The 26885-nt window shown below is 73.4% G+C and carries 27 protein-coding genes and 1 tRNA gene; 11 read left to right on the forward strand and 17 right to left on the reverse strand.

Annotation, left to right across the window (positions count from 1 at the left end):
• Positions 1-43 precede the first annotated feature (43 nt).
• From GNZ18_RS24350 to GNZ18_RS24365, 4 genes are all read right to left on the reverse strand, one after another.
• Positions 44-117, reverse strand: a tRNA-Met gene (locus GNZ18_RS24350).
• A 45-nt stretch (positions 118-162) separates the two neighbouring features.
• Positions 163-1212: a YlbL family protein gene (locus GNZ18_RS24355; protein ID WP_156218887.1), complete on the reverse strand. Its 1050-nt coding sequence runs from the start codon at positions 1210-1212 to the stop codon at positions 163-165.
• Positions 1213-1240: 28 nt separating this feature from the next.
• Positions 1241-1705 carry a molybdenum cofactor biosynthesis protein MoaE gene (locus GNZ18_RS24360; protein ID WP_374225432.1) on the reverse strand — a complete coding sequence of 155 codons (465 nt, stop codon included), beginning with the start codon at positions 1703-1705 and terminating at the stop codon, positions 1241-1243.
• 76 nt (positions 1706-1781) lie between these two features.
• Positions 1782-2306, reverse strand: coding sequence for a PPA1309 family protein (locus GNZ18_RS24365; RefSeq protein ID WP_214616776.1), 525 nt, complete (start codon positions 2304-2306; stop codon positions 1782-1784).
• Between the two features lie 117 nt (positions 2307-2423).
• Here GNZ18_RS24365 and GNZ18_RS24370 point away from each other — a divergent pair, with 117 nt between their 5' ends.
• Positions 2424-5351 carry a UPF0182 family membrane protein gene (locus GNZ18_RS24370; protein ID WP_156218888.1) on the forward strand — a complete coding sequence of 976 codons (2928 nt, stop codon included), beginning with the start codon at positions 2424-2426 and terminating at the stop codon, positions 5349-5351.
• A gap of 41 nt (positions 5352-5392) precedes the next feature.
• Here GNZ18_RS24370 and GNZ18_RS24375 read toward each other — a convergent pair whose 3' ends face one another.
• Entirely contained in the window at positions 5393-6475 is a 1083-nt protein-coding gene (locus GNZ18_RS24375; protein WP_214616778.1) for an NAD-dependent epimerase/dehydratase family protein, read from the reverse strand.
• 89 nt (positions 6476-6564) lie between these two features.
• On the opposite strand from GNZ18_RS24375, the gene GNZ18_RS24380 reads away from it, so the two are divergent.
• The 3 genes from GNZ18_RS24380 to GNZ18_RS24390 are packed head-to-tail and all read left to right on the forward strand — an operon-like array spanning position 6565 to position 8686.
• Positions 6565-7956 (forward strand): zinc-dependent metalloprotease, encoded by a 1392-nt coding sequence (locus GNZ18_RS24380; RefSeq protein WP_156218889.1) that lies wholly within the window; start codon positions 6565-6567, stop codon positions 7954-7956.
• Positions 7953-8129 (forward strand): hypothetical protein, encoded by a 177-nt coding sequence (locus tag GNZ18_RS24385; protein ID WP_156218890.1) that lies wholly within the window; start codon positions 7953-7955, stop codon positions 8127-8129. Before GNZ18_RS24380 ends, GNZ18_RS24385 begins: the two co-directional genes overlap by 4 nt.
• Positions 8126-8686: an NUDIX hydrolase gene (locus GNZ18_RS24390; RefSeq protein ID WP_312874699.1), complete on the forward strand. Its 561-nt coding sequence runs from the start codon at positions 8126-8128 to the stop codon at positions 8684-8686. The genes GNZ18_RS24385 and GNZ18_RS24390 overlap by 4 nt, the downstream gene beginning before the upstream one ends.
• On the opposite strand, the gene GNZ18_RS24395 is transcribed toward GNZ18_RS24390, so the two are convergent.
• From GNZ18_RS24395 to GNZ18_RS24405, 3 genes are all read right to left on the reverse strand, one after another.
• A complete protein-coding gene (locus GNZ18_RS24395) occupies positions 8676-9311 on the reverse strand; it encodes a hypothetical protein (protein WP_214616779.1) in 636 nt (211 codons plus the stop codon). The genes GNZ18_RS24390 and GNZ18_RS24395 overlap by 11 nt on opposite strands.
• A complete protein-coding gene (locus GNZ18_RS24400; protein WP_214617382.1) occupies positions 9308-9886 on the reverse strand; it encodes a M48 metallopeptidase family protein in 579 nt (192 codons plus the stop codon). The genes GNZ18_RS24395 and GNZ18_RS24400 overlap by 4 nt, the downstream gene beginning before the upstream one ends.
• A gap of 186 nt (positions 9887-10072) precedes the next feature.
• Positions 10073-10873: an enoyl-CoA hydratase/isomerase family protein gene (locus GNZ18_RS24405; protein WP_156218891.1), complete on the reverse strand. Its 801-nt coding sequence runs from the start codon at positions 10871-10873 to the stop codon at positions 10073-10075.
• A 142-nt stretch (positions 10874-11015) separates the two neighbouring features.
• On the opposite strand from GNZ18_RS24405, the gene GNZ18_RS24410 reads away from it, so the two are divergent.
• The gene (locus GNZ18_RS24410; RefSeq protein WP_312874700.1) at positions 11016-12407 is read left to right on the forward strand and encodes an ABC1 kinase family protein; all 1392 of its coding nucleotides are present in this window, start codon (positions 11016-11018) and stop codon (positions 12405-12407) included.
• 249 nt (positions 12408-12656) lie between these two features.
• On the opposite strand, the gene GNZ18_RS24415 is transcribed toward GNZ18_RS24410, so the two are convergent.
• The 3 genes from GNZ18_RS24415 to GNZ18_RS24425 all read right to left on the reverse strand — a co-directional run bounded on the left by GNZ18_RS24415 (position 12657) and on the right by GNZ18_RS24425 (position 13510).
• Positions 12657-12854, reverse strand: a complete 198-nt coding sequence (locus GNZ18_RS24415; RefSeq protein ID WP_156218893.1) for a hypothetical protein — start codon at positions 12852-12854, stop codon at positions 12657-12659.
• A 97-nt stretch (positions 12855-12951) separates the two neighbouring features.
• Positions 12952-13230, reverse strand: coding sequence for a WhiB family transcriptional regulator (locus tag GNZ18_RS24420; protein WP_156218894.1), 279 nt, complete (start codon positions 13228-13230; stop codon positions 12952-12954).
• Between the two features lie 121 nt (positions 13231-13351).
• Positions 13352-13510, reverse strand: a complete 159-nt coding sequence (locus tag GNZ18_RS24425; RefSeq protein WP_156218895.1) for a hypothetical protein — start codon at positions 13508-13510, stop codon at positions 13352-13354.
• A gap of 28 nt (positions 13511-13538) precedes the next feature.
• Here GNZ18_RS24425 and GNZ18_RS24430 point away from each other — a divergent pair, with 28 nt between their 5' ends.
• Positions 13539-13889: a hypothetical protein gene (locus tag GNZ18_RS24430; RefSeq protein WP_156218896.1), complete on the forward strand. Its 351-nt coding sequence runs from the start codon at positions 13539-13541 to the stop codon at positions 13887-13889.
• 64 nt (positions 13890-13953) lie between these two features.
• On the opposite strand, the gene GNZ18_RS24435 is transcribed toward GNZ18_RS24430, so the two are convergent.
• Entirely contained in the window at positions 13954-14817 is an 864-nt protein-coding gene (locus tag GNZ18_RS24435) for an acyl-CoA thioesterase (RefSeq protein ID WP_214616784.1), read from the reverse strand.
• A 55-nt stretch (positions 14818-14872) separates the two neighbouring features.
• Positions 14873-16942, reverse strand: coding sequence for an ATP-dependent DNA helicase UvrD2 (locus GNZ18_RS24440; protein WP_156218898.1), 2070 nt, complete (start codon positions 16940-16942; stop codon positions 14873-14875).
• A gap of 147 nt (positions 16943-17089) precedes the next feature.
• Here GNZ18_RS24440 and GNZ18_RS24445 point away from each other — a divergent pair, with 147 nt between their 5' ends.
• Positions 17090-17380: a mycoredoxin gene (locus GNZ18_RS24445; RefSeq protein WP_156218899.1), complete on the forward strand. Its 291-nt coding sequence runs from the start codon at positions 17090-17092 to the stop codon at positions 17378-17380.
• Between the two features lie 53 nt (positions 17381-17433).
• On the opposite strand, the gene nudC is transcribed toward GNZ18_RS24445, so the two are convergent.
• The 3 genes from nudC to GNZ18_RS24460 form a co-directional block, all read right to left on the reverse strand.
• Positions 17434-18342 (reverse strand): NAD(+) diphosphatase, encoded by a 909-nt coding sequence (gene nudC, locus GNZ18_RS24450; RefSeq protein WP_214617384.1) that lies wholly within the window; start codon positions 18340-18342, stop codon positions 17434-17436.
• A gap of 52 nt (positions 18343-18394) precedes the next feature.
• Positions 18395-19780, reverse strand: coding sequence for a dipeptidase (locus GNZ18_RS24455; RefSeq protein ID WP_308165935.1), 1386 nt, complete (start codon positions 19778-19780; stop codon positions 18395-18397).
• A gap of 292 nt (positions 19781-20072) precedes the next feature.
• Positions 20073-20681, reverse strand: a complete 609-nt coding sequence (locus GNZ18_RS24460; RefSeq protein ID WP_156218901.1) for an HD domain-containing protein — start codon at positions 20679-20681, stop codon at positions 20073-20075.
• Between the two features lie 160 nt (positions 20682-20841).
• Between GNZ18_RS24460 and GNZ18_RS24465 the strand changes: the two genes are divergently transcribed.
• From GNZ18_RS24465 to GNZ18_RS24475, 4 genes are read left to right on the forward strand one after another with little or no spacing between them, the layout of a single operon-like run.
• Positions 20842-21990, forward strand: a complete 1149-nt coding sequence (locus tag GNZ18_RS24465) for an ATP-grasp domain-containing protein (protein WP_156218902.1) — start codon at positions 20842-20844, stop codon at positions 21988-21990.
• The gene (locus GNZ18_RS41480) at positions 21987-23558 is read left to right on the forward strand and encodes an IucA/IucC family protein (RefSeq protein WP_312874701.1); all 1572 of its coding nucleotides are present in this window, start codon (positions 21987-21989) and stop codon (positions 23556-23558) included. The genes GNZ18_RS24465 and GNZ18_RS41480 overlap by 4 nt, the downstream gene beginning before the upstream one ends.
• Positions 23549-25132 (forward strand): IucA/IucC family protein, encoded by a 1584-nt coding sequence (locus GNZ18_RS41485; protein ID WP_214616788.1) that lies wholly within the window; start codon positions 23549-23551, stop codon positions 25130-25132. The genes GNZ18_RS41480 and GNZ18_RS41485 overlap by 10 nt, the downstream gene beginning before the upstream one ends.
• A gap of 11 nt (positions 25133-25143) precedes the next feature.
• On the forward strand, positions 25144-26214 hold the full coding sequence (locus tag GNZ18_RS24475; protein WP_312874702.1) for a type III PLP-dependent enzyme: 1071 nt from the start codon (positions 25144-25146) through the stop codon (positions 26212-26214).
• Here the strand turns inward: GNZ18_RS24475 and GNZ18_RS24480 are convergent.
• On the reverse strand, positions 26202-26828 hold the full coding sequence (locus GNZ18_RS24480; protein ID WP_156218903.1) for a maleylpyruvate isomerase N-terminal domain-containing protein: 627 nt from the start codon (positions 26826-26828) through the stop codon (positions 26202-26204). The two genes, GNZ18_RS24475 and GNZ18_RS24480, sit on opposite strands and share 13 nt — an antisense overlap.
• Between the last annotated feature and the right edge of the window lie 57 nt (positions 26829-26885).

A 26885-nucleotide genomic window follows, 5' to 3' on the forward strand; every position in this document is an offset into this window, starting at 1 on the left:
GGAAGTGCGCCAAAGGCGCACGACCAGCGGACCCCAGGATCCGTAGCGGGGGCAGGATTTGAACCTGCGACCTCTGGGTTATGAGCCCAGCGAGCTACCGAACTGCTCCACCCCGCGGTGATGTCTTAACTGTATTGCATGCCGGGGGGTGGATCGAACGGTTTACTTCGTGCACGCGGGGACGGCGCCGTTTCCGCTGGTGAGGGCGTTGATGGATTCGACGGCGCCGTGCAGGGTGTCGGCGCGGACGAGGCGGAGGCCGTCGGGGCGGGCGGAGAGGGCGTCGGAGCAGTTGTCCTTGGGGGTGAGGAAGACGGTGGCGCCTGCGCGGCGGGCGGCGATCATCTTCTGCTGGATGCCGCCGATGGGGCCGACCTCGCCCTCGGGGGTGATGGTGCCGGTGCCGGCGATGAACTTGCCGCCGGTGAGGGCGCCGGGGGTGAGCTTGTCGACGATGGCGAGGGAGAACATGAGGCCGGCGCTGGGGCCGCCGATGTCGCCGACGCTGATGTCGATCTTGAAGGGGAACTTGTAGCGGTCGCCGAGGACGATGCCGACGACGGGACGCTTGCCGGTGGGGTCGGCGACGGTGGTGAGCGTCTGCTTGCTCTCCTTGCCGCCGCGGACGATCGTGAGCGTGACGGGGTCGCCGATCCTGCGCTTGGCCATCGTGCCGGTGATCTGCGCGACGCTGGTGATCTTGGCGCCGTCCAGGGCGGTGACCTCGTCGCCGGGGCTGAGCTTGCCGTCGGCGGGCCTGCCCTTCTGGACGCCGTCGACGACGACCTGGGTGGTGATCGGGATCTTCAGCTCGTGCAGGGCGGCGGCCTCGGCGCTCTCCTGGGAGTCCTGCATCTGGCGGGTGTTCTCCTCGTCCACCTGCTTCTGCGACTCGTCCTTGGGGAAGACGGTCTCCTCGGGGACGATCGCGGTGTCGCCGTCGAGCCAGCCGCGCAGGGCGGTGAACAGGTCGATGCGCCCGCCGGGGCCGCCCCGGTAGGTGACGGTGGTGAAGTTCAGGTGGCCGGTGTCGTCGTAGGTCTGCCGGCCGTCGATCCTGATCAGCGGCTGGCCCTTGTCGTTGACACCGAGGGTGTTGCTCGTCGGGCCGGGCATCAGCGCGACGTACGGCACGGGCATGAGGGAGCCGACGAGGGCCAGCGCGAGGACGAGCACGCTCGCGACGGTGAGCGTGGCGGCACGACGAGACATGGCGGAAACTCTATGCGGCGCGGGGCCCTCAGCAGGCCCCGACCCACTCGTCGCCGCCGTCGGCGAAGGTCTGGTGCTTCCAGATCGGGACGGTCGCCTTGAGGTCGTCGATGAGCCTGCGGCAGGCGTCGAACGCCTCGCCCCGGTGCGGGCAGGACGCGGCGACGACGACGGCGATGTCGCCGATCTCCAGGTCACCGACGCGGTGGAGCGCGGCCAGGGCGCGGACGGGCAGGTCGGCGGCGACCGCCTCCATGACGGCGCGCAGCTCGCGTTCGACGGTGGGGTGGGCGCTGTAGGACAGCCGCCGGACGGCCCGCGCGTGGTCGTGGTCGCGGACGGTCCCGACGAAGACGGCGATGCCGCCGGCGGCGGGGTCGCCGACGGCGGCGTACACCTCGTCCACCGACAGGGGCGTCTCGCGGACGCCGATCAGGCGGATCACGTCCGGGGTTCCGGAGGCGACGCCGGTGGATGCGCTGACTTCGGTCACGTCCCGCAGGCTACCTCCGTTCACCCGGGGCCCCTTATGGGGGATCCCCCCGGAATCGGCACTCCACAGGATGCCGCTAGTGGCCGGGTTCGTCCGGTTCGAACGTGGCGGCGAGGGCCTCGGCGAGGGCGGGGACGAGGTCGGGGCCGGTGAGCACCTCGTCGTCGGCCTCGTGGCGGCGCAGCCGGACCGCTGCGTGGCGGGCGCCGTCGCGCAGGACGCCGACGACCATGCGCACGTCCTCGCGTCCGGGATGGGAGGCGGCGTAGGCGGCGGCCTCGTCCTCGTCCTCGGGGATCTCCGCCTCGGCCTCGGGCGGCAGCACGACCCGCTCGATGACGAGCGCGCAGCCCTCGACCGCCTCCGGCCAGGCGATGGAGGCGAGGGCGTCCTCGACGGCGTCCTGGTCGGGCAGCTCGGGCTGTTCGAGCGCGGCGAGGGTCTCGGCGCCGGGCTGGAGGCCGAGTTGGTCGGCGAGGTCGGGTTCGGCCTTGCGCAGTTCCGTGCTGCGCACGAGCGCGTAAAGGCAGGGGGGCGCGTCCCACTCCTTTCCGGCCCAGTGACGTTCGAGGTCCAGTACGACTTCTTCCAGAAGACTCACGGGGCCATCTTTCCCTCAATCAGCTCGGGGAAGTGCGGGAACCCCCGTCCCAGTCGGTAAGTTGCTTAGACAGCACCGGCGGGCGGCCGGTGGGCACGATCTCGATCGGAGGGGCCCTTGACCTTCCGGACTCCCGGCTTCGGGCGCAGGCTCGGAAGCGGGCGGACCCGGCTGGTGCTACCGGTGCTGGTGGCGCTCGCCGCGCTGCTGGTCGCGTACCTGGTGTTCACCTCGGTCTACACCAACTGGCTGTGGTACGACTCGGTCGGCTTCGAGACCGTGTACACGACGCAGATGCGGGCCAAGCTCGAACTGTTCTTCGGCGCGGGCCTGTTCATGGCCCTGGTCGTCGGCGCGAACGTGTGGACGGCGTACCGGCTGCGGCCCGCCTACCGTCCGCTGTCGGTGGAGCAGCAGGGGCTGGAGCGGTACCGGACGGTGATCGACCCGCGCCGCCGGCTGATCTCGCTGACGCTGCTGACCCTGCTCGGGGTGCTGACGGGCTCGTCGGTGGCCGGGCGGTGGGCGGTGTGGCTGGCGTTCCTCAACCGCACGCCGTTCGATATCGAGGACCCCCAATTCCACAAGGACGTGTCGTTCTACGTCTTCACCTACCCGTTCCTGCGGCTGGTGCTGGGCGTGGTGTTCGCGGCCGTGATCCTGTCGATCCTCGCCGCGGTGATGGTGCACTACCTGTACGGCGGGCTGCGGTTGCAGGGGCCGGGCGACAAGGCGAGCCCGCCCGCCCGCGCGCACCTGTCGGTGCTGGTGGGGCTGTTCGTCCTGCTGAAGGCGTTCGCGTACTGGTTCGACCGGTACGGCCTGGTGCACTCGGAGCGGGGCGTGACGACCGGCGCGTCCTACACGGACGTGAACGCGCTGCTGCCCGCCAAGACGATCCTGGCGATCATCGCGCTGATCTGCGCGGTGATGTTCGTCAGCAACCTGCTGCGGCGCGGGATGATGCTGCCGGGCGTGGGCTTCACGCTGCTGGTGCTGTCGGCGATCCTGCTCGGCGGCGTGTACCCGCTGCTGATCCAGCAGTTCCAGGTGAAGCCCGACGAGCTGGCCAAGGAGCGCGCGTTCATCCAGCGCAACATCGAGTTCACCCGCAAGGCCTACGGGGTGGACGGCGCGCGGGTCGTCCCGTACGGGTCGCAGCCGGTGACCGACCCCGCCAAGCTCAAGGCCGAGCGGGAGAAGCTGGACGGGGTGCGGCTGCTCGACCCGAACGTCCTCGGCGACACGTTCCTGCGGCTCCAGCAGATCCGCCCGTTCTACCGCTTCCCCGACACCCTCGACGTGGACCGCTACACGATCGACGGCAAGACCATCGACACGGTCGTGGCGCTGCGCGAGACGACGGGGGCGCCGCCCGGCGAGCACAGCTGGGTCAAGGACCGCCTCTTCTACACGCACGGCTACGGGTTCGTGTCGGCCTACGGCGACCGGTTCACCCCGGCCAAGGTCCCGGAGTTCATCACCGGCTCGATGCCGGTCTCCGGGCAGCAGAAGATCAGGGTGGACCGGCCGGAGATCTACTTCGGCGAGCGGTCCTCGCGCTACTCGGTGGTCGGCGGGCGGGGCCAGCAGGAGCTGGACTACCCCGACGGGTCGGTGCAGAGCGGGCAGCGCACCAACACCTACGGCGGCCGGGGCGGCGTCAAGATCGACTCGCTGTTCCACAAGCTGCTGTTCTCGACGCGGTTCCAGGACAAGAACCTCCTGCTGTCGGGCGCGATCAAGAAGGACGCCCGGATCCTCTACAACCGCCAACCGCGCGAGATGGTGCACCGCGCCGCGCCCTGGCTGCGGCTGGACGGCGACCCCTACCCGGCGGTGGTGAACAACCGGATCGTGTGGATCGTGGACGGCTACACCTCCTCCAGCGGCTACCCGTACTCGGAGGAGATGAGCCTCGGCGAGGCCACCCGCGACACGATCACCGACACGCGGTCGGCGGTGGCGCGGCAGGCCAACGACCACATCAACTACATCCGCAACTCGGTGAAGGCGACGGTGGACGCCTACGACGGCACCGTCCACCTCTACCAGTGGGACGAGGACGACCCGATCACGAAGACGTGGATGAAGGTGTTCAAGGGCACCGTCCAGCCGCGCTCGTCGATCCCGCCGGAGCTGGAGGCCCACTTCCGCTACCCGCAGGACCTGTTCAAGGTGCAGCGCAAGATCCTGTCGAAGTACCACGTCACCGACCCGGCGGCGTTCTTCAGCGGCGAGGGCTTCTGGGAGGTGCCGGAGGACCCGGGCGCCAAGGGCAAGCGGCAGCCGCCCTACTACCAGAGCCTGCGCATGCCGGACGACCCGTCCCGCAACTTCGCGCTGACCACGGTGTTCAACCCGCGCGGGAACCAGCAGCTCGCCTCGTTCATGTCGATCGGGTCCACGCCGGGCAGCACCTACGGGCAGATCAAGATCCTGGAGATGCCGCGCAACGCGCAGCCGGACGGCCCGAGCCTCGTGCAGGGCTCGTTCGAGGCCGACGCCCAGGTGAAGGGCGAGCTGTACACGCTGAGACAGGGCGGCACCAAGACGGTGCCGGGCAACCTGCTGACGATCCCGTTCGCGGGCGGGCTGCTGTACGTCGAGCCGATGTACGCCGCCAAGGCGACGAACAGCGACAAGGAGCAGCAGTACTCCTTCCTCGGGAAGGTGCTGGTCCGCTACGGCGGGACGATCGCGGCGGCCGACACGCTCGACGAGGCGCTGCGGCAGGTCCTCGGCGGCGCGGCGGCGCCGGTCCCGGGCGGGGCGGGCGGCGCGCTGACCCCCGAGGCGCAGAAGGCGATCACCGAGCTGCGGCAGGCGGTGGACGCCTACGAGAAGGCGCAGAAGGCGGGCGACTACCCGGCGATGGGCCGCGCGTGGGAGGAGATCAAGAAGGCGCGGGACGCCCTGGAGGGGGCGCAGGCCAAGCCGAAGGGCGCGCCGGCCGCGACGCCGTCGCCGGGGACGGCCCCGGTGCCGGCGCCCGGGTCGTCATCGCCGCCGGCGCCGTCGGCCACGCCCACCTCGTCGGGCTGAGCCCCGGCGGGCCCGGGGGCGGGCCTCAGCGGCGGCGGGCCTCAGCGGCGGCGCTTGCGGGCGCGGCGGATCGCGGCCGCCGCGCCGATCGCGGCGACGGTGGCACCGGCGGCGGTCGCCATCGTGGCCTCCTTGCCGCCGACGCGGCGCCCGACGACGGCGTGCCGCCCGGCGGTCTCCTCCATCACCGTGCGCAGCGCGGAGGCGTTGTCGTGCAGCGGCTTCCATCCGGCGGCGCGCAGCCGCGCGCAGTCGACGACCCACGGGTAGGCGACGTAGTGCAGGTCGGTGGCGGGCGCCGGGGTCATCCCGAGCCGGTGCAGCCGCTGCGCCATCCCGAACGTGAGCGCGGCGGGCAGCTCGAAGCCGCGCTTGCCGGTGATCTCGCTCACCTCCTCGGGGCCGAGCCAGCCGTCGCCGCCGACCGCGAGGGGCCCGGCGACGTTCTGGACGACCACGACCTCCAGCGCGGACGCGAGGTCCTCGATGTGGCAGAACTGCCAGCCGGGGGTGCTGCCCTTGACCGACAGCAGCCGGGGCGCCTCGAAGTGCCGGGTGACGACGGTGTCGACGCCGGGCCCGACGAGCGCGGCCGGGCGGACGACGGTGACCTCCAGGCCGGGGTGGGTGAGCGGCGCGTTGGCGGCCAGCTCTTCCATCTCCAGGAAGTCGCCCGCGATCGAGGCGTTGGCCTCGGCGCCGAGCGGCGCGTCCTCGTGCAGGGGCACCTCGTTGCCGGGCTCCGCCCCGTACACCATGGCGCTGGTGACCAGGACGACGCGGCGGACGCGGGCCGCGGCGGCGGCGGTCACCACCGTCTGAGCGCCCCGGACGTTGTGGGTGCGGCGCTCCTTGGCGTCCGCCTCCGGGGAGTGCTCGACGTCGAGGTTGACGATCACGTCCACGTCCGAGAGCCGGTTGGACAGCAGCGGATCCCTGATGTCGACCACGCGCCAGGTGACGCCGGGGACGTCGCCCCGGTGCCCGTCGATGGCGACGACCTTGCGGATCTCTTCCCGTTCGGCGAGCCGGGCGGCCAGCAGCCGCCCCGCGCCGGAGGCCGCGCCGGTGACGGCGACGACCGGGCCCTTGCTACGCCGAGGGCGAACCTTGCCCGTTGCCACGGGGGTGCCCCCTTCCTTGTGTACGCGACCTGGCCTGGACCGGCTAACGTTGCGGATATGAGCCCATCATGCATCCCAGGGGCAAACCGATGAACGACACTCCGTTCGGCTTCAACCGTCCGGGCGACGGCGACGACGACCGGCCCCAGGATCCATTCAAGGGCATGGGCGGCGACATGGCGCAGTTCGCCGACATGCTGCACCGGTTCGCCGACATGATCGGCGCGCAGGGCGCGGGCGGCGCGGCCGGCGGTCCGCTGAACTGGGATCTGGCCAAGAACATCGCCCGGCACGCGGTGGTCGAGCAGGGCGACCCCTCGGTCGTGGACGCCGAGCGCCGCCAGGTCGAGGAGGCGCTCCGGCTGGCCGACCTGTGGCTCGACGAGGGCACGACGCTGCCCGCCGGCATCCGGACGCCGAAGGCGTGGAGCCGGTCGGAGTGGATCGAGCAGACGCTCCCCGTGTGGTCCACGGTGTGCGACCCGATCGCCGAGCGCATGGTGGAGTCGATGGGCGGCGCGCTCGGCGGGCCCGGGGAGATCCCCGCCGACATGCAGGCGATGGCGGGCCCGCTGATCGGGATGGTCAAGCAGATGGCCGGGGCGATGGTCGGCGGCCAGGCCGGGCAGGCGCTCGGCGCGCTGGCCCGCGAGGTGACCGGCTCCGCCGACGTGGGCCTGCCGCTCGCGCCCGACGGCGTGGGCGCGCTGCTGCCCGCGGGGGTCGAGGCGTTCGGGGCCGGCCTTGAGGTCTCCGAGGACGAGGTCCGGCTGTACCTGGCGCTGCGCGAGGCCGCCCACCAGCGGCTGTTCGCGCACGTCCCGTGGCTTCGGTCGCACCTGCTGGGCGCGGTCGAGGAGTACGCGCGCGGCATCACCGTCGACCTGTCGGGCATCGAGCAGGCCGTCCAGGGGCTCGACCTGAGCAACCCCGAGGCGCTCCAGGAGGCGCTCGGCGGCGAGATCGCGCTCCAGCCCGAGGAGACCCCCCGGCAGAAGGCGGCGCTGGCCCGGCTGGAGACCACGCTCGCGCTGGTCGAGGGCTGGGTCGACACGGTCGTCAACCAGGTCGCCGAGGGGCGGCTGCCCGGCTCGGTGAAGCTGGCCGAGGCGGTGCGGCGGCGCCGCGCCACCGGCGGCCCGGCCGAGCGGACGTTCGCGACGCTGGTCGGCCTGGAGCTGCGGCCCCGGCGGCTGCGCGAGGCGGCGGCGCTGTGGCGGACGCTCACGCGGGAGCGCGGCAACGACGGCCGCGACGCGGTCTGGGGGCACCCCGACCTGCTGCCGAGCGCGTCCGACCTCGACGACCCCGAGGGCTTCGTCCACGGCCGCGACGAGATCGAGGGCCTGACCGACCTCGACATCTCCAAGCTGACCAGGGGCCACGACGACGAGAAGCCGGACGAGCCGCCCACCGGCGAGAACGGCGGCGAGAACGGCGGCGAGGGGCCGGGGGACGGCGGCGAGGGACCGCGCCCGTGAGCCGGACGCACCGGACGTGGGCGAGCGGCTGCCGGTACGAGCCCGGCTCGTCCACCAACGTGATCAGGCGGCGGATCGCGCGGGCCACGCTGTGCTGGCACCGCCCCCTCGACCAGGAGCGGCGGCGCCGCCACCCGGCCAACTCCCGCTACCCGCGCGTCGGCCGCGCGTGAGCCCCGGCTCCCCGGGCCGGAGCGCCCTGTACGGCGACGCCGTGCGCGTCCTGGAGTCGTGGCGGGCGCCCGACCCGGAGCAGGAGCGGGTGCGGGCCGATTTCCTGCGGCATCTGGAGCGGCATCCGGCGGACGGGATGTGGCGGGAGTGCGCGGCGGGACACATCACCGCGAGCACCGCCGTCCTGGACTCCGCGCGGTCGCGCGTCCTGCTGACCCTGCACGCCAAGATCAAGGCGTGGCTCCAGCTCGGCGGGCACTGCGAGCCGGGCGACGCGACGCTCGCGGCGGCCGCGCTGCGGGAGGCGGGCGAGGAGTCGGGGATCGCGGGGCTGCGGCTGCTGCCGGGCCCCGTCCGGCTCGACCGGCACGCGGTGCGCTGCCATCCCGGGGGAAGCTGGCACCTGGACGTCCAGTACGTCGCGATCGCCCCGGACGGCGCGCGCCACGCGGTCAGCGAGGAGTCCGACGACCTCCGCTGGTTCCCGGTGGACGCGCTGCCCGAGCCGACCGACGACGTCGTCCGCCGCCTGGTCGCCCGCGCCCTCAGAAGCTGAGCGGGTGCCCCTCCAGCAGCGCGCGGGTGTTCTCCCAGCCCTCCAGGCCGGGGTCGAGACGGCGCAGGTCGGCGGGGGTGCGCAGGCGGTGCCAGCCGGGTCCCTGCGGGACGAGGCCGGGGCGCGGGGCGGCGGCGCGCAGCCGGGCCAGCGCGTCCGGTGCGTCGAGGCCGGTCTCGGCCAGCGCGGCGGCGAGCCAGCCGGGCAGCGGGAGCCGGGCGGCGAGCGCGACCAGCCCGTTCCCGTCGGCGGCCTGGCAGGCGGCGGCGGGCGCGTCGCCGAGCGCGCGGAACAGCTTGCCGATCAGCAGCGGCGGCAGGTCGGGGGCGTCCGCCGCGACCAGCGCGGCCTCCGCGGAGCCGAGCCGGTGCAGGGCCGCGAACGCGCCGGGCAGGGTCGCCTCCCTGATGATCTCCGTCCCGGGCCAGGTCACGGCCTCGGCGTCCGGCTGCGCGGGCGGGTCCAGGACGAGCGCGGGCGTGACCAGTCGCAGCCCGGCGACCACCTCGTAGGTGTCCTCCAGCAGGGCGAGGCGGAACTCGCCCGGGTCGGTGCCCGGCGGGCCGTGCGGCGCGGAGGCGGGGAGCGACAGGACCGCGGCGTGGCGCGCCGCGGCCGGGCTCACCCTGCGGCCTCGCGGGCGAAGCCGCCCGGAACGTCGTTCCCCGGATGCATGCCGTCGATGCGGTGCAGGTCGTCGCCTCGGTGCAGGTCGTCGGCGGGCTCGACGCCCGGCGCGTCCGCCTCGATGGGCAGGTGCGCGGCGGCGGCGACGCCCTCCAGGTAGCCGCGGGCCCGGTCGGCCTTGGGGTAGTTGCCCACCAGCTGCCAGAAGTCGGCGCCGTGCCCGGGGATGAGGAGGTGCGCCAACTCGTGCACGAGGACGTAGTCGACGACCCAGCCGGGCATGCCGCGCAGCCGGGTCGACAGCCGGATCGTCCCGTCGTCGGGTGTGCACGATCCCCAGCGGCTGCGCTGGTTGGCGACCCAGCGGACACTGACCGGGTCGGCGCGTCCGGCCAGGTAGCGGCGGGACAGCTCGCGGGCGCGGGTCTGGAGGTCGGCGTCGGAGGGGCGCCGGCGCCGCTCCCGCTCCGCGAGCCGTTCCAGGATGGTGGCGATCCACTGCTCCTCTTCGGCCTTGCTGAGCCTGGACGGAACCATCACCACCACCTTGTCCCCGTCGCGGTAGGCGGACACGGTTCGCCGCCGTCGGCTGCTGCGGCGGACCTCAACGTTAGGGGGCACGCCAGAACCGTACCCAAAATTTTGCGTCCTCCACAGGGGGTGTTTGACGTTATCCCAGGTCAACCCGCGTGTTTTTCGCCGTCCCAGCGGGGTTTCCACAATCTTTGGACGCTCGCCCCCGGCCCCTGTGAGGCTGGTTCACTCCCCGGTGAATCGAGGGGCTCGGCCCTCCCGCCGCGCCGCGATGCCCTCGGCCATGTCCCGGGTGGTCATCGTGACCGGTTGGGCGAGCGACTCCCAGCGCAGCGCCGCGTCCATGTCGGGGTGGCCGCCGCCCGCCAGCGCGACCTTGGTGAGGCGGGTCGCGACGGGGGCCTGCGCGGCGACCCGCTCGGCCGCCGCGAGCGCCTCGGCGAGCAGCCGGTCGGCCGGGAACGCCTGGTTGACCAGGCCGTACGTCGCCGCCTCGGCGCCGGTGAGGACGCGTCCGGTCAGCAGCATCTCGCGGGCCAGCGGCAGCCCGGCCACCTCGGGCAGCAGCCAGGTCGCGGCCATGCCCGGGTGCAGGCCGAGCGCGGTGAAGGGGGCGAGCAGCTTCGCGCGCTCCGCCGCGTAGCGCAGGTCGCAGGCGAGGGCGAGGCACAGCCCGGCGCCGACGGCGGGCCCGTTGACGGCGGCGATCGTGGGCACTTCGAGATCGCGGATGGACAGCCACGTCCGGTAGAAGTCCAGCATCCGGTCGCGCAGCGCGGGCACGGTGCCGGCGTTGCCGCCCGCGAGCCAGGACAGGTCGCCGCCCGAGGTGAACGCGCTCCCGGCCCCGGTGACCACGACGCAGCGCAGGTCCCGGTCGGCGCGCAGGCCCGCGACGGCCGCCTTCCAGGCGGCGGTCATCTCACCGGACATCGCGTTGCGGCGCCCCGGGTCGTTCAGGGTCAGGACGGCGATCCCGGCGGCGCGGCGCTCGACCAGCAACGGCTCGGAGGGCTCCTCAGGCATGGCCCGCAACCTACCGCGTGGCGTGAGAAAGCGCACACTTACTCCATTATCGCAGGTCAACGAGACGCATCTCATCCGCTGTCCGGGATCGGCTCAGGGCGGTCGTAGCGCGAACGAGAGCCGATCACCGACAATGGACGTCGTGAGCGATCTTCCCCGCCGCGCGGTGACGCGGTCAGCAAAGCTGGCGTCCCTCCCCATCGGCTTCGCGGGGCGCACCGCGCTCGGGCTCGGCAAGCGCACGTTCGGCCGGCCCGCCGAGGCGGTCGCGATGGAGATCCAGGCCCGCACCGCCGAGCAGCTGTTCAAGGTGCTCGGCGAGCTCAAGGGCGGCGCGATGAAGCTCGGCCAGATGCTGTCGATCTTCGAGGCGGCGCTGCCGCCGGAGATCGCGGGCCCCTACCGCGCCACGCTCACCCGCTTGCAGGAGGCCGCTCCCCCGCTGCCCGCCGCCACCGTCCACACGGTGCTGGCCGAGGCGCTCGGCCCGGACTGGCGCGACCGCTTCGAGTCCTTCGACGACCGCCCCGCCGCGGCGGCCTCGATCGGCCAGGTGCACCGCGCGGTCTGGGCGGACGGCCGCGCCGTCGCCGTCAAGGTCCAGTACCCGGGCGCCGGGAAGGCCCTGGTCAGCGACTTCAACCAGCTCTCCCGCCTCGGTCGGCTGTTCGGCGTCCTGATGCCGGGGCTGGACGTGAAGTCGATGCTGGCCGAACTGCGCCAGCGGGTCGTCGAGGAGCTGGACTACACGATCGAGGCCGAGTCCCAGACGATCTTCCACGACGCCTACGCGGACGACCCCGACTTCGCGATCCCCGCGGTCATCGCCCAGTCGGGCGACGTCCTGGTCACCGAGTGGATGGACGGCACACCGCTCTCGCAGATCATCGGCTCCGGCGACCAGGAGACCCGCGACCACGCGGCGCTGCTGTACTGCCGGTTCCTGCTGTCGGGCCCCAAGCGCTCGGGCATGCTGCACGGCGACCCGCACCCCGGCAACTTCCGCCTCCTGGAGGACGGGCGGCTCGGCGTGCTGGACTTCGGCGCCGTCGACCGGATCCCCGGCGGCTTCCAGAAGCGGCTCGGCCTGCTCCTGCGCATCGGCACGATGGCCGACATCGGCGAGATCGAGGAGGCGCTGCGCCGGGAGGACTTCATCCGCGAGGGCGTCGAGATCGACGCCGAGTCCCTCCAGGGGTTCCTCGCCCCGATCACCGAGCCGTTCGTCACCGAGACCTTCGCGTTCAACCGCGAGTGGCTGCGCGACATGGCCGCCCGCGTCACCGACCTGCGGCCGACCAACGTCGTCCGGCAGCTGAACCTGCCGCCCGAGTACGTGATCATCCACCGCGTCCTGTCGGCGGGCACCGGCGTGCTGTGCCAGCTCGAATGCGAGATCCCCGCCCGCGCGGAGTCGCTGAGGTGGGTGCCGGGCTTCGCCGAGGCGGAGCCCGCCGCGGACACCGAGGACACCGAGGACACCGAGGACACCGAGGACACCGAGGACGAGGGCACCGAACTCGTCACCGGCTGACCGCGGCGGGCCGCGTTCCGGCGGAAGGCCGACGGGCCCCGCGCGTCCTGATGAGGGACGCGCGGGGCCCGTGAAGGCGCGGCCGGTGAAGTGGGCCACCGGCGCGCCGGGGCGCCCGTCGCGGGAGGCGGTGCCGGGCCCGCCAAACCATCCAAGAAGGACGGGCGGCGGCCTCGACCGGACAGGCCGGGATGGTCTTCAGTTCGGGATGGTCTTCAGTTCGGGGCGGTCTTCAGTTCGGGGTGGTCCTCAGTTTCTGTGGTCGTCGGGCAGGCGCGGGTGGAGGTCACCGCTCGCGGTCGGGGCGAGCAGGACGCGGCGCACGCGGGACGCCCTGGTCCTCGCGTCCCGGCGGGCGCGCCGCAGCGCGACCACCCGGGCGGCGAGCCCGTCCGGGACCGTGCCGGGTATTCGCTCCCGGGACAGGTCCTGGCTGAGCAAGGTCATCTCGTTCTCCCTGGCCGCCCGGAGGCGCGGTCCCCTCGCGGGGGCCGCGCCTCCGGGGTCGACTCGGCCGGATGCGGACATCGTCGGCATCAGGCGCTCACACGGTCACTTCGTCCGGGAGCGGGTGCTTCCGGGGACGGCCGCGCGGCCGCTTGCGCGGAACGATCACGCCGCGGACGAACAGCTCGCCGCCCCAGACGCCCCAGGGCTCCTTGCGCTCAAGCGCTCCGGCGAGGCACTCCTTGCGAAGCGGGCACTCCAGGCACAGGGCCTTGGCGAGCTCGACGTCGGCGGGAGCCTCGGCGAAGAACAGCTCCGGGTCGGTCCGGCACGGAAGCGTGAGGTCCTCTTCGCTCACTGCGAGAGCCCCCTGCATCACAGTCACCCTTGTTCCTCTCGTTGGATCTCAACGGGCGTGTCGGTGGGTTGTCTGGGCAAACAAGAAGGCCGCGGATCCGGTGTCTGGATCCGCGGCCTGGGGGCTTGCCGGTGTGGTGCTAGACCGGTCGCCTCCAGGGGTACGGACCCGACACGCCACCCTTGGTGGTGGCGGCCATGTGGGCCGGAGCCTGGGACTCGTCGTCGAGCAGTTCGAAGACGTCGCGCCCCTGCTCTTCCTGGACTCGCTGCTCGATGCGCAGATCACGCAGTCGCATGCCGAGCACACTGGTGCCGAGGACACCGGTGCCCGAGACGTCGACCCGCGCGCTCGCCGGGGTCGGCTCGCCGAACCGCGCATTCAGTCCGTCAGAGGCCGGCGGGCCACCGGGCTTGGCACCCGGCTCGGACCACACGGGCATGGCGGAATACGCGACGGCGCCACCAGGGCAGGTGGGAGTCCAGTTCGGCGTCGATTTGATCAACATTCTCATCACCGGACGTCACACCACCTTCCTGGCTGATCGGGCCGCGCCCGGCGGATTCAAGATCCACCCGGACCGGCCGGCTGATTGCTCGCAACGAGCGTACGGGGACTTCGGTAAATCAATCAAGGTATTTTTGACCTGCGAGTTTGTGGGTCACTTCACTCGCTGATCAAGGAACCGGGCCCACCCCGGACGCGTCTCGCGCCCCCGGCGGCCCGGCCGGAACGATCATCTCACGCGTCCGAGACGCGGATGAGCCCTTCCTGCATCACCGACACGACGAGTTCGCCCGCCCGGGTGAACACCTGGCCGCGCGCGAGGCCCCGCGCGCCGCCCGCGAACGGCGTGTCCTGCGCGTACAGCAGCCAGTCGTCGGCGCGGAACGGCCGGTGGAACCACATGGCGTGGTCGAGGCTGGCGCCCATCGTCCGCTTGTCGCCCCAGGCGAGGCCGTGGTTGAGCAGGACGGTGTCGAGCAGCGTCATGTCGGACGCGTAGGTCATCAGGCAGACGTGCAGCAGCGGGTCGTCGGGCAGTTCGCCGTCCACTTTCAGCCAGACCCTTGACTCGGGGGTGGCGAGCGAGGTGTCCTTCGCGGCCTCCCACGTGAGAGGCGTCGCGTGCCGCAGATCGAACGGGCGGCCCTCGGTGAACTCGCGGGCGCGGTCCTCCCCGAACAGGGGGGTGAGGCGCTCGCGGCCGGTCGGCAGCGTCTCGGGGTCGGGGGCGTCCGGCATCGGCGCGTGGTGCTCGGGGCCGCCCTCGACGATCTGGAACGACGCCGACAGCGTGAAGATGGCCTTGCCGTGCTGGATCGCGGTGACCCTGCGGGTGGTGAAGGACCGGCCGTCGCGGACGCGGTCGACCGTGTAGACGAGCGGGACCAGCGGGTCGCCCGGCCGGATGAAGTAGGCGTGCAGCGAGTGGACGGGGCGGTTCACCGGGACGGTGCGCCCGGCGGCGACCAGCGCCTGCCCGGCGACCTGGCCGCCGAAGACCCGCTGCTGGCGGTCCTCGGGGCTGCGCCCCCGGAAGATGTCGTTCTCGATCTGTTCGAGGTCGAGCAGGTCCAGCAGTGCCTTCAGTGACTCCTTCACACGGGCCAGTGTTCCGCATCGCCGCATGTGATCGGGGTCTCACCCCCCGGAAGGGTCACGCGCCGCACAGGGACAGGACGGTCTCCCCGTAGCGGTCGAGCTTGACCCTGCCGACGCCGGGGATGCGGGCCAGCTCCTCCATCGACTCGGGCGCGTGCTCGGCGATCGCCTGGAGCGTCGCGTCGGTGAACACGACGTAGGCGGGGATCTTCTGGTCGGCGGCGACCCCGGCGCGCCACTCCCGGAGCGCGAGCAGCAGCTCCTCGTTGATCTCCGACGGGCAGTCCTCGCAGCGGCCGAGCTTGCGCTCGACGGCGGCGGTCAGCGGGCGCCCGCAGACCCGGCACGGCTGCGGGCCCTTGGCGGCGCGGCGCCTGGCACGGTCGAGGGGGGCGGGGGTGTGGGTGGCGGTCTTGCCGGTGAGGCCGTCCAGGAACCGGGACGGGCGGCGGCGCCGCGCCCCGCCGGGCGAGCGCGACAGCGCCCACGACAGCGTCAGGTGGACGCGCGCCCGCGTGACGCCCACGTACAGCAGCCGGCGCTCCTCCTCGACCTGCTCGGGCGTCTCGGCGTAGACGATCGGCAGCGTGCCCTCGGCGAGCCCGACGAGGAACACCGCGTCCCACTCCAGGCCCTTGGCGGCGTGCAGCGAGGCCAGCGTGACGCCCTCCAGCGGCGGCGCGTGCTGGGCGGCGGCGCGCTCCTCCAGCTCCGCGACGAACTCGGCCAGGCCGGCCTTCGGATCGTCGGCCGCCATGTCCTCGGCGAGCTGGGCGAGCGCGGCGAGCGACTCCCAGCGGGCGCGCGCCGCGCCCGCGCCCTCGGGCGGCCGGTCGGAGAAGCCGGCCCCGGACAGGACGTGCCGGACGGTCAGTATCAACCCCGTGCCGTCGGTCTCCGCGTCGGCGCCCGCGCGCGCCGCGCCGCGCAGCCGCACCACCGCCTCGCGCACCTCGGGCCGCTCGAAGAACCGCTCCGCGCCGCGCAGGACGTAGGGGACGCCCGCCGCCGCGAGCGCCGCCTCGTAGGTCTGCGACTGGGCGTTGATCCGGAACAGGATCGCGATCTCCCGCGCGGGGACGCCCTCGTCGACGAGCTTGCGGGCCCGGCGCGCGGCGTCGTCGGCCTCGGCGACCTCGTCGTCGTACTCGTTGAACACCGGGTCGGGGCCGTCGGGCCGCTGCGCCACCAGCTCCAGCTTGTGCCGGGTACTTCCGCGCGCCGCGCCGATGACGCCGTTGGCGAGCCGCACGACCTGCGGCGTCGAGCGGTAGTCGCGGACGAGCCGCACCACCGTCGCGTCCGGGTGCTCGCGGGTGAAGTCGAGCAGGTGGGACGGGCTGGCGCCGGTGAAGGAGTAGATCGTCTGGTTGGGGTCGCCGACGACGCACAGGTCGTCGCGGTCGCCGAGCCAGGTGTCCAGAAGCATCTTCTGCAGCGGGTTGACGTCCTGGAACTCGTCCACGACGAAGTACCGGTACTGCTCGCGGACCTGGTTCGCGACCTCCCGGTGCTCGGTGAGCACGGCCGCCGTCAGCTCCAGCATGCCCTCGAAGTCGAGCAGGTTGCGCTCGCGCCTGAGCTGCTCGTACATCGCGTAGACGCGGGCGATGTCGACGACGTCGGCGGGCGCCCTGCGCCCGGCCCGCGCGAGCGCGGCGGCGTAGTCCTCGGGCCGGTGCTGGGTGACCTTCGCCCACTCGATCTCGCCCGCGACGTCGCGCAGCTCGGTGCGGCCGAACGACAGCCGGCAGGCGCGCGCCGCGTCCGCGACCAGGCCGATCTTCGAGTCGATGATCTTCGGTGGCTCGCCGCCGACGACGCGCGGCCAGAAGTAGGTGAGCTGGCGCAGCGCCGCCGCGTGGAACGTGCGCGCCTGGACGCCGGGCGCGCCGAGCGCGCGCAGGCGGCCGCGCAGCTCCCCCGCCGCGCGCGTGGTGAACGTCACCGCGAGCACGCGCTGCGGCGTCACGACCCCGGTGAGCGTGGCGTAGGCGATGCGGTGCGTGATGGCGCGCGTCTTGCCCGTGCCCGCGCCCGCGAGCACGCAGACCGGGCCCTGCACCGCCTCGGCGACCGCCCGCTGCTCGGGGTCGAGCCCCGCCAGCACCGACTCAGCAGACATCCCCCCATCCTTGCAGCCCCGGCGCCGGCCGGGGCACCTCCCGGCACGCGGGCAGGAACGGGCAGGAATGGGAAGCGGTTCTCCGCTGTTCTCTGATAGGCGTGATCGAAACGGAACGTCCTGACGAGTGAGGGAGAAGACGCGCCGATGGCGACGCCCACCACCGAGCGGGCCAAGGGCCCGACCGGGCAGCTCACCATGTACACCACGTCCTGGTGCGGCTTCTGCCGCAGGCTCAAGAGCCAGCTCGCCCGCGAGGGCATCGAGATGGTCGAGGTCGACATCGAGCGCGACCCCGCCGCGGCCGACTTCGTGATGAGCGTCAACGGCGGGAACCAGACGGTCCCGACCGTCACGATCGGCGACAGGGTCGTCCTGACCAACCCCAGCGCCAAAGAGGTCAAGCGCCACCTCGCGGAACTCGCCGCCGAGGCGTAGCCGCCACCGAGCCGGCGCCGGCCCCCGGAGGGATCTCCGGGGGCCGGCGCACGTCAGAAGTGCGGCATCGAGGGCAGTTCGCCGCCGTACCAGCGCATGATGAGCTGCGCGGCGATGGACAGCGGGCCCGGCGCGACGATGTCGCCCGCGTCGATCGCGGCGCGCAGCTCCTCGCGGGTGTACCAGGCGGCGTCCAGGATCTCCTCCGGGTCGGGACGCAGCGGAACGGTCCCGTCGGCGGTGGCGGTGAAGCCCAGCATCAGGCTGCGCGGCAGCGGCCACGGCTGGCTTCCGGCGTACCGGACGTCGCGGACGGCGAGCCCGACCTCCTCCTCCACCTCGCGCGCGACGGCCTGCTCCAGCGACTCGCCGGGCTCGACGAACCCGGCGAGGATGGAGCGCCGGTCGGCGGCCCAGCGGGTGCCGCGCGCCAGCAGGATCCGGTCGGACGCGTCGGTCACCAGCATGATCACGGCGGGGTCGACGCGGGGGAAGTGCTGCGAGCCGTCCGCCGGGCAGACCCGGACGTGCCCGGCCGAGGCGACCCTCGTCCCGGTGCCGCAGCGCGGGCAGAACCGGTGCGTGGCGTGCCAGTGCTCCAGCGCGACGGCGTGCGTGAGCAGCCCGGAGTCGCGGTCGGCGAGGAGCGCGCCGACCTGGCGCAGGCCGGCGGGCTCGGCGCCCTCGACGGCGGGCAGCGGCGCGGTCACGCCGAAGTAGACGGTGCCCTCGGCGTCCTCCCCGAGGAGCCAGCGGTCGCCGTCCGGCGCCTGCGCCGGCGGGAGCAGGACGAGGGCCGGGTCGGGGTCGCCGGTGACCAGCGACCGCCCGTCCCGCACGACGAGCACGCGGGTGCGCGGGTCGGCCCACGCGGCCGCGAGCCAGTCGTCGTCGCGGCGCCTGAGCGCGGCCCTGTCCAGGGTGCCGCGCGCGAGCGCCAGCCATTCGAGCCCGCCCGTCACCGTCACGTCATGCCTCCCCGCGGAACCCGCCGAAGCGTCGGTCGTGTGGGGTTCAGCGTAGGGCCGTGGCGAGTTCTTCCCACAGGTAGGCCGCGGCCTCGGCGCCCTTGAGCAGCAGCGGGATCTCCACCTTCTCGTTCGGGGCGTGGATGTGGTCGTCGTTCAGGCCGACCGCGACGAAGATCAGCGGCGCGTCCAGGACGTCGGCGAGGTCGGCCTCGGGCCCGCTGCCGCCCTCGCGGGTGAACAGCACCTCGCCGCCGAACGCCCGCTCCATGGCGCGGCGCGCGGCGCGGACGCCCGCCGAGTCGATCGGCGAGAAGCACGGCCGGACGCCGCCGCCCGGGATCGCGACCTCCGCGACGACGCCGGGCGGGGTGTTCGCGGCGACCCAGGCGCGGAAGGCGTCCTGCACGGCGGCCGGGTCCTGCCCGGCGACGAGCCGGAAGGAGATCTTGGCGTGCGCCTCGCGCGGGACGATCGTCTTGCCGCCGGGCCCGGTGTGCCCGCCCCACATGCCGTTGATCTCGGCGGTCGGGCGGGCCCAGATCCGTTCGAGCGTGCTGTAGCCGGCCTCGCCGTGGGCGGCGCGGCTCTCGCCCGCCGTCCGCAGCCACGCCTCCTCGTCGAAGGGCAGCCGCGCGAACGCGTCCCGCTCCTCGGCGGTCAGCGGCACGACGCCGTCGTAGAAGCCGGGGATGTCCACCCTGCCCTCGGCGTCGTGCAGGCCCGCCAGCAGCGCGGCCATGGCGTGCAGCGGGTTCGGGACGGCGCCGCCGAACGACCCCGAGTGCAGGTCGGACGCGGGCCCGCGCAGCGTCACCTCGGCCTCGGTGAGGCCGCGCATGCCGGTGCACATCGACGGGACGTCCGCCGCCCACATGGTCGTGTCGCTGATGACGACGGCGTCGCAGCCGAGCCGGTCGCGGCGCTCGCGCAGCAGCCCGGCGAAGTGCACCGAGCCGGACTCCTCCTCGCCCTCGACCAGGAACTTGATCGTGACGGGCGGGGCGGCGGCGCCGGACGCGGCGAGCAGCGCGCGGATCCCGAGCGTGTGGAAGAAGACCTGGCCCTTGTCGTCGGACGAGCCGCGCCCGATGAGCCGGTCGCCCTTCTCCACGGGCTTGAACGGATCGGTCGCCCACTCCGACAGCGGCTCCACCGGTTGGACGTCGTGGTGGCCGTAGATGAGCACGGTGGGCGCGTCCGGGTCGGCGGCGGGCCACTCCGCGAACACGGCGGGCAGCCCCGGGGTCTCCCAGATCTCCACCGTCGGGAAGCCCTCACCGGTCAGGTGCGCGGCCAGCCACTCGGCGGAGCGTCGTACGTCACCGGCGTGCGCGGGGTCCCCGGAGATGGAGGGGATCGCGAGCCAGTCCTTGAGATCGGTGATGAACCGCTCTCTGTTCGCCTGGATGTAGGCGACTACGTCGTTCACGTGCATGCCCCTTTGCATGTCGTACTGGAAGGCACTGTATGGGATTCTCAGTGAGATTCTCGCCGCACGTTTCCCGGCAGGTTCCTTGATCCACTTCCGTCCACCCCTCTGGCCTGCGCGGGAACGGGTTCGCCCGCGCGTGTGAACGGTGTGTCGGATGGGGAACAAGACGCGTTCGAGCCGGAATTGGGTAGGCCCTCGCGTGCATTTGAGCGCGACCGTATGACCGTACGCCCGAACGGCGACTGCCCGGTTCACCGGGAAATCCGGCGAGCGCCCCGGTTTGCACCTCTCAGGCGTTCAGGAGCATCAGTTCGGTCCGGACGTTGAGGCGGGCGCGGTCCTCGAAGCGCTCGCGCGCGGGCGGGGTGTGGAACAGCGCGGGCAGCGCGAGGAGCCCGGTGAGGATCTGGGCGCGCCCGGCGCGGTAGAGGTCCTCGGGGACGAACGCGTACTCCTCCCGGACGGACGCGGCGTAGGCGGCGTATCGTTCCGGGTCGGCGCCGAGGATCGCGAGGTCCGCGTCGCACAGCACCTGCCCGTCGCGGTCGCCGCCGTCGGGGGCGTGGGTGGCGGTCAGCTCGACCAGCCGGACGACCCGGTCGAGCGTCCCGGGGGCGAGGTCGGTGTCGGCGAGCATGCGGGCGGCGAGGCGGGCGCTGCGGTCCTCGTTGTCGGCGCGCTCGGGGTCGTAGACCGCGTCGTGGAACCAGGCCGCGAGCCGGACCGCGTCGGGGTCGGCGGCGTGCCCGGCCAGCTCGTCCACGAGGTCGAGGACGGCGGCGAGGTGCGCGCGGGTGTGGTAGCGGCGGTGCGGCTCGCCGTAGCGGGCGTCCAGCTCGGCGCCGATGTGCCGGGTGTGCGGCCCGGCCAGCGCGACCCACCGCTCGACGAGATCCATGCCCTCATCCTGGCGGATCATGGGGCGGGAGGGAACGGCGCGCGGGGACACGCGATGCCGCCGTTCTTGCCCCCGGCGCGCACCCCGGCCAGTATGGTGAGGGCCTCCAGTTAGGCAAGGCTAACCTCACTCCTGACCTCACGCACTGGAAAGGCCGACGTTGGCCTCCACTCTCTACCTGGTCGCCGGGAAGGCGACCACCTCGGTGACGCACGGCTTCCTGCCCGCCGCCGCCCGGCTGGGCCTGGACGTGGTCCTGCTCACCGACCGGCCGTCCGCCCACGGGCACCACGGCGCGGTCGCCGAGTGCGACGTCTCGGACTTCCGCGAGATCATCGCCCATGTCGGCGCGGCCGCACCGCCCGCCGCGATCTTCTCCAACAGCGACTTCCTCCAGGCGCAGACGGCGCTGGCCGCCGCCTACTTCGGGCTCCCGGGCAAGGACTGGCGGGCGGCGACGCGGGCGAAGAACAAGGCCCTGATGCGCCGCCACCTCGCCGCGCTCGACCCGGTGTTCTCGGCCGCGGCGGACGCGGTGCCGCCGGACGCGCCGTTCCCGCTCGTCCTCAAGCCGCGGGACGGCGTGGCCAGCGAGGACGTGTTCCTCGTCCGGGACGCGCGGGAGCTGGCGCTGCGCCGCGCCGAGATCGCGGCGCGGCGGCCGGACCCGCTGGTGGCCGAGGAGTACCTGCCGGGCGAGGTGCACACGCTGGAGACGCTGGGCGACGGGCACGGGCTGCGGGTGCTCGGCTCGTTCCGGACGCGGATGTCGCCGCCGCCGTTCTTCGTCGAGGAGCGCCTCGAATGGGCGCCGCCTCCCCCGCAGACCCCGGAGATCCTGGGGCGGCTCGCGGCGCTCGGCGTCGGCTTCGGCGCCTGCCACACCGAGTTCGTCGTCCACGAGGGCCGCGCGCGGATCATCGAGGTGAACTACCGGCTGATCGGCGACCACTGCGACCTGCTGCTCGCCGACCTGCTGGGCGTCCCGCTGCACGAGCGGATCCTGCGCGTCCACCTGGGCGAGCGCCTGCCCGCCGACGCGGGCGCGGCGACCGGCGGGCACGCGGTCGCCGAGCCGGTCATCGCCGACCGCGCCGGGATGCTGACCGCCGCGCCCGAGCCCTGCGACATCGACGACGGCGCGGTGCGGCTCACCTACCGGCCGCAGCGGAAGATCGGCGACACCATCGCCCTCACCCGGACCAACCGGGACTACCTCGGCACCGTGCGCGCGATCGGCCCGGCGCCGGACGCGGTGGAGGCCGCGCTCGCCCGCTTCCGCGCGTCCCGCAGGTGGGTCATCACGTGACGGACATCGAGGGCCCGCTGGCGGCCCGGGTCCTGGACGCCCTGCTGCGCGAGGACTACGCGGGGCTGCGCCGCCGCGTCGACCCGGAGTCCCGCACGCTGCGGCTGCCGGGCCGCGCGGTCGGGCTGGTGCCGGCGGACCCGCCGTTCCTGTCCGCGCTCGTCGTGGACGCCGCGCAGGACCTCCGCCTGCGGGACGTGTTCGCGGCCGTCCGCGCGCTGGCCGATCCGGAGGACGACGTCACGGCCTTCGAGCGCGAATGCAGGGACGCCCTCACCGCGATCCGCCTGCACGAGGAGGCGCGCCCGGCCGTCCACCGGCGCCTGGCGCGCCTACCGGACGAGCTGAGGACCGGCCCCGGCACGTTCTACGAGACGCTCGCCGCCTACAACGACCATCCCGTATACCCGACCGGCAAAGGGCGGACGGGACTCCGCACAGCCGATCTCAGCCGCTACGCCCCCGAGTTCGGCCCGTCGTTCGCGCTGCACTGGGCCGCCGTGCCCGGCGCGACGCTCGCGGGCGAGCGGCCGGCCTGGTGGCCCACCGCCGCGGACGTGGGGTTGCGGACGTCGGCCGAGCTCTTCCCCGTCCATCCCCTGGCGGTGCCCCGCGTGCGGCGCGAGCCCGGGGTGACGGTCGCTCCCGACCGCTACCTCCAGGTCGCCCCGACGCTGTCCATGCGGACGGTGGCGGCCGCCCCGCTCGACCACCTGAAGATGCCGCTGCCGACGAGCACGCTGGGGCTGCGCAACCGCCGCACCATCGTCCCCGGCACGCTGCCGGACGGCGCGCTCGTGGAGCGGATCCTGCGCCGCGTCCTGGAGCGGGAGGAGCTGCCCGTCCTGCTGGCCGACGAGCAGACCTACGGCCATGCGGTCTCGCCGCATCTCGGCTACCTCGTCCGGCGCTTCCCGGTGGAGACGGCACGCGCGCACGTCGTCCCCGTCGCGGCCTTACTCGCGGACGCCCCGGACGGCGGCCAGGTCATCGAACGCTGGGACGTCGCGTCCCTGTTCGGCGCCTACCTGTCGGCGCTGTTCTCCTGGAACGTCACCCTGTTCCGCTACGGGATCGCCCTGGAGGCGCACCAGCAGAACGTGGCGCTCGTCCTGGACGACGGCCCGCCCCGCCTCCTGGTCAAGGACAACGACGGCGCGCTCGTCGACCCGGACGTGCTGCGCGGCCGCCTCGGCGTCGACCCGTCCGCCGACCCGCGCGACCTCGTGGACCGGCGGATGCGGACCCGCGACCCCGAGGCGCTCGCGCGCGTCTTCACCACGATCACCCTGCACCTGTGCGCCGCCGCGCCCGCCCTGGGCCTCGCCGCGCGGGGGCTGCTCCCCTGGCGCGCGGGCCGCGCGCTGATCCGCGACCGGCTCGACGCCGCGCTCGGGCCGGACGCGGCGTTCCTGCGCTCCCGCACGCTGGACGCGGCGTCGCTGCCGGGCAAGGCCATGGTCACCGCCGGGACCCTCGTCGACAAGGCCAGGACCGGCGCCGCCGACATCAACAAGCACTACGGCCCGCCGGGGCCGAACTACCTACGGGACGACACGTGCTGCTGACAGAACCGGTCCTGACGGCCGACGACGCGACCGCCACCGCGCTGCTGAACTGCCTCGTCCGCGAGGTGTGCGGGCCCGAGCAGCAGGTGTGGCCGGACGGGGGGCGGCTCGTCCTGCGGCTGCCCCGGGCGGGCGTCGTCCTGCGCACGGGCCTCGCCCGCCCCCCGGCCGGCCCCACCTACCGCCTCGCGGCGCCCTACGAGGAGCAGCGCGAGGACGCGTGGATCCCCGCCTCCTGGGACCGCCTGGCCGACCTGGTGGCGGGAGAGCTGGAGCTGGCGACGGGACGCCCCAACCCCGAGTTCCTCACCCAGGTCGGCGACAGCCACGGCGCGCTGACCGCCATCCTCGGCGCGCGCGGGGAGCCCGCCGAGGACCCCTACATCGCCTCGGAGCAGTCTTTGGTGGCGGGCCACCGTTTTCATCCCTCGCCCAAATCCCGGCAGGGCGCACCTGATGAGTGGCTCAGGTACGCACCGGAGACGCGCTCCCGGTTTCGTCCGCATTGGCTGGCGGTTCCGGACGAGCTGGTGGCCGAGGAGGGCGACCCGAACGCGTTCACCGCCCTTCAGGGCTACGGTCCGCCGCCTCCTGCGGGGCACAAGACGCTGCCCGTCCATCCTTGGCAGCTCTCGTTGCTCTCGCACCGCCCCGTCCTGCGGCGCGCCCTGGCCGAGGGCGTCGTCAGGGATCTCGGGCCGTCCGGAGCGGAGGCCGTGCCCACGTCATCGGTGCGCACGGTGTACCTCCCCGAGGCGGATGTGTTCTGCAAGTTCAGCCTGGACGTCCGCATCACCAACTGCGTCCGGAAGAACGCCTGGTACGAGCTTTCGGGGGCGATGGCGCTCAACCGCCTGCTTCCGCGTCCGTTCCTGGACGCCACGTTCCTCTCCGAACCCGCCTACCGGACCCTCGCCCTCGCCGACCTCCACCTCTACGAGGGCCTGGGCGTGATCCTCCGCGAGGGCGTGAGATCCCTTCCCGGCACTCCGCTTCTGGCCGGGGCCCTGGCGGACCCCTACAGCACCCTCCTGGCGGGCCTGCCCGCGATGGCCACCCCGGAAGGGGCCCACGCGTGGTGGAACGCCTATGTCGCCCACGTCGCGCCGCCCGTCCTGCACGCCTTCCTCGACCACGGCATCGTGCTGGAGCCGCATCTCCAGAACGTCCTGATCTGCGTCGACGCCGACGGGATGCCCGTCCACGCCGCGTTCCGCGACCTCGAAGGCACCAAGCTGACCGCCGGGCGCTGGGACCTCGCCCACCTCCCGCCCCGCGTCGCCGAGGCGCTCACCTACGCCCCCGACCAGGGCTGGAACCGCGTCGTCTACTGCCTGCTCGTCAACCACCTCACCGAGACGGCGGCGGCGGTCGCCGACCTGCACCCGTCCCTGGAGCTGTGGCGGACGGCCCGCGACCACTTCGCCGCCCACGACGCGCACCCGCAGGTCAGGGCGCTGCTGGCCGGGGTCCCGCTGCCCGCGAAGGCCAACCTCCGCACCCGCTGGGCCCGCACCGCCGACCGCGCCGCCTCCTACGTGCCCGTCCCGAACCCGCTGGCGACGCCCCGGTGAAGAACGGCGCCGTGAACCTCGTCGACCTGCCCTTCCCGGCCTACGTGTACGACCTGGCCGGGCTGGCCGACCACGCCCGGGCGATCCGCTCCGCGCTGCGCGGCGCCGAACTCCTCTACGCCGCCAAGGCGAACCCCGATCCGGAGGTCCTGCGCACGCTCGCCCCCCACCTCGACGGGGTCGAGGTCTCCTCGGGCGGCGAGCTGGCCCACGTCCGCAAAGCGCTCCCGGACATTCCGATCGCGTTCGGCGGTCCCGGAAAGACCGACGAGGAACTGGCGCGGGCCGTGGCCTTCAACGTCGAGCGCATCCATATCGAAAGCCCGCGCGAGCTGATCCGGCTTCAGCGACTGGGCCGGGCCGAGGTTCTCCTCAGGGCCAATCTCCCATTCGCGGTGCCCGGCGCCGTCCTGACGATGAACGGGCCTTTCGGCATGGACGTGGACGCCCTGAACGAATGCGCCCGCCGCATAGCCGATTCCCCCGGCATCACGCTGAAAGGGATTCACGCGCACCTCGCGTCCGGCCTGGACGCCCCGGCGCTCCTCGACCTCGCGAAGCGGATGACCGCGTGGGCGGTCCCCTGGCTGCGCGGGCACGGGGTCACCGAACCCGAGATCAATCTGGGCGGCGGAATGGCCGTCGACTACACCGACCCGGAGTCGCGGTTCGACTGGGACGCCTACGGCGCCGGGCTCCCCCAGGGGAGGCTCCGCGTCGAGCCGGGCCGCGCCGTGACCGCCTATCACGGCCGCTACGTCACCGACGTCCTGGACGTGAAGACGACCCGGGGCGAGACCTACGTGGTCCTGCGCGGCGGAACCCACCATCTGCGGACCCCGGCGGCCAAGGGCCACGACCAGCCCTTTGAGGTCCTCACCCAGAGGTCCGCGCCGACCGGGAGGGCGACGCTCGTGGGCCAGCTCTGCACCCCGAAGGACGTCTTCGCCCGCGACGTCGCCGTGCCGCCCCTCGCCCCGGGCGACGTCATCGCCTTCGCCATGGCGGGCGCCTACGCGTGGAACATCTCCCACCACGACTTCCTGATGCACCCGCACCCGGGCTTCCACTACATCCGCTGATCCCGCACGCTGCTGTCCCAGCGCCACGTGGTGACACGCGCGCGGCCCGGCAGGTCGCCGCGTCCCGTGGACCACAGCAGCACCTGCCAGGGGTCGCCCTCCGGCGCGCCTGGGAAGAGGCGCGTGAGGACGCCCGCGCACAGGTCGCCGGGCGGTTCCCAGGTCAGGCCGAGGCCCGCCGCCAGGTCATGGGTGTGGACGAGGACCTCCACGGCCCCCATGGCGGCGAACCCCGCCGGGTCCGACAGGCCGAAGCCGTGGTGCGACCGGACCTCCGGCGGCGTGCACCGGGCCATGGCGACCAGCAGCGCGCCGCACGACTCCAGCACGTCGAGCAGCCCCTCCGGACCGGCGGAACGGTCGGCGTAGATGACGTTGGCGGGCCCGCCCGGACGGCGGCGCTCCCACAGGAACGGCACCTCGCGGTCCTGGGGCGGCCGGCGCGGGCCGAGCTGCGCGGCGTAGGCGAACAGGTCGTCGGCCAGGTGCTCGACGGTCTCCCAGCAGGTCCACTCCAGCGTGCCCGCCTTGCTGTCCCAGCCGTCCGGGGGTGCCGCGTCGAGCACCTCCAGCGACAGCCGGAGGGCCCGGTCGAGGTCGTCCGCAGTGATCATGGGAAGACGGTATCCGGAAGTGGGTACGTCCAGGAGCCCCCGAGAGAGGTGCACGTG

Origin of the sequence: Actinomadura litoris (assembly GCF_009733595.1) — a bacterium.
Taxonomy (GTDB): domain Bacteria; phylum Actinomycetota; class Actinomycetes; order Streptosporangiales; family Streptosporangiaceae; genus Spirillospora; species Spirillospora litoris.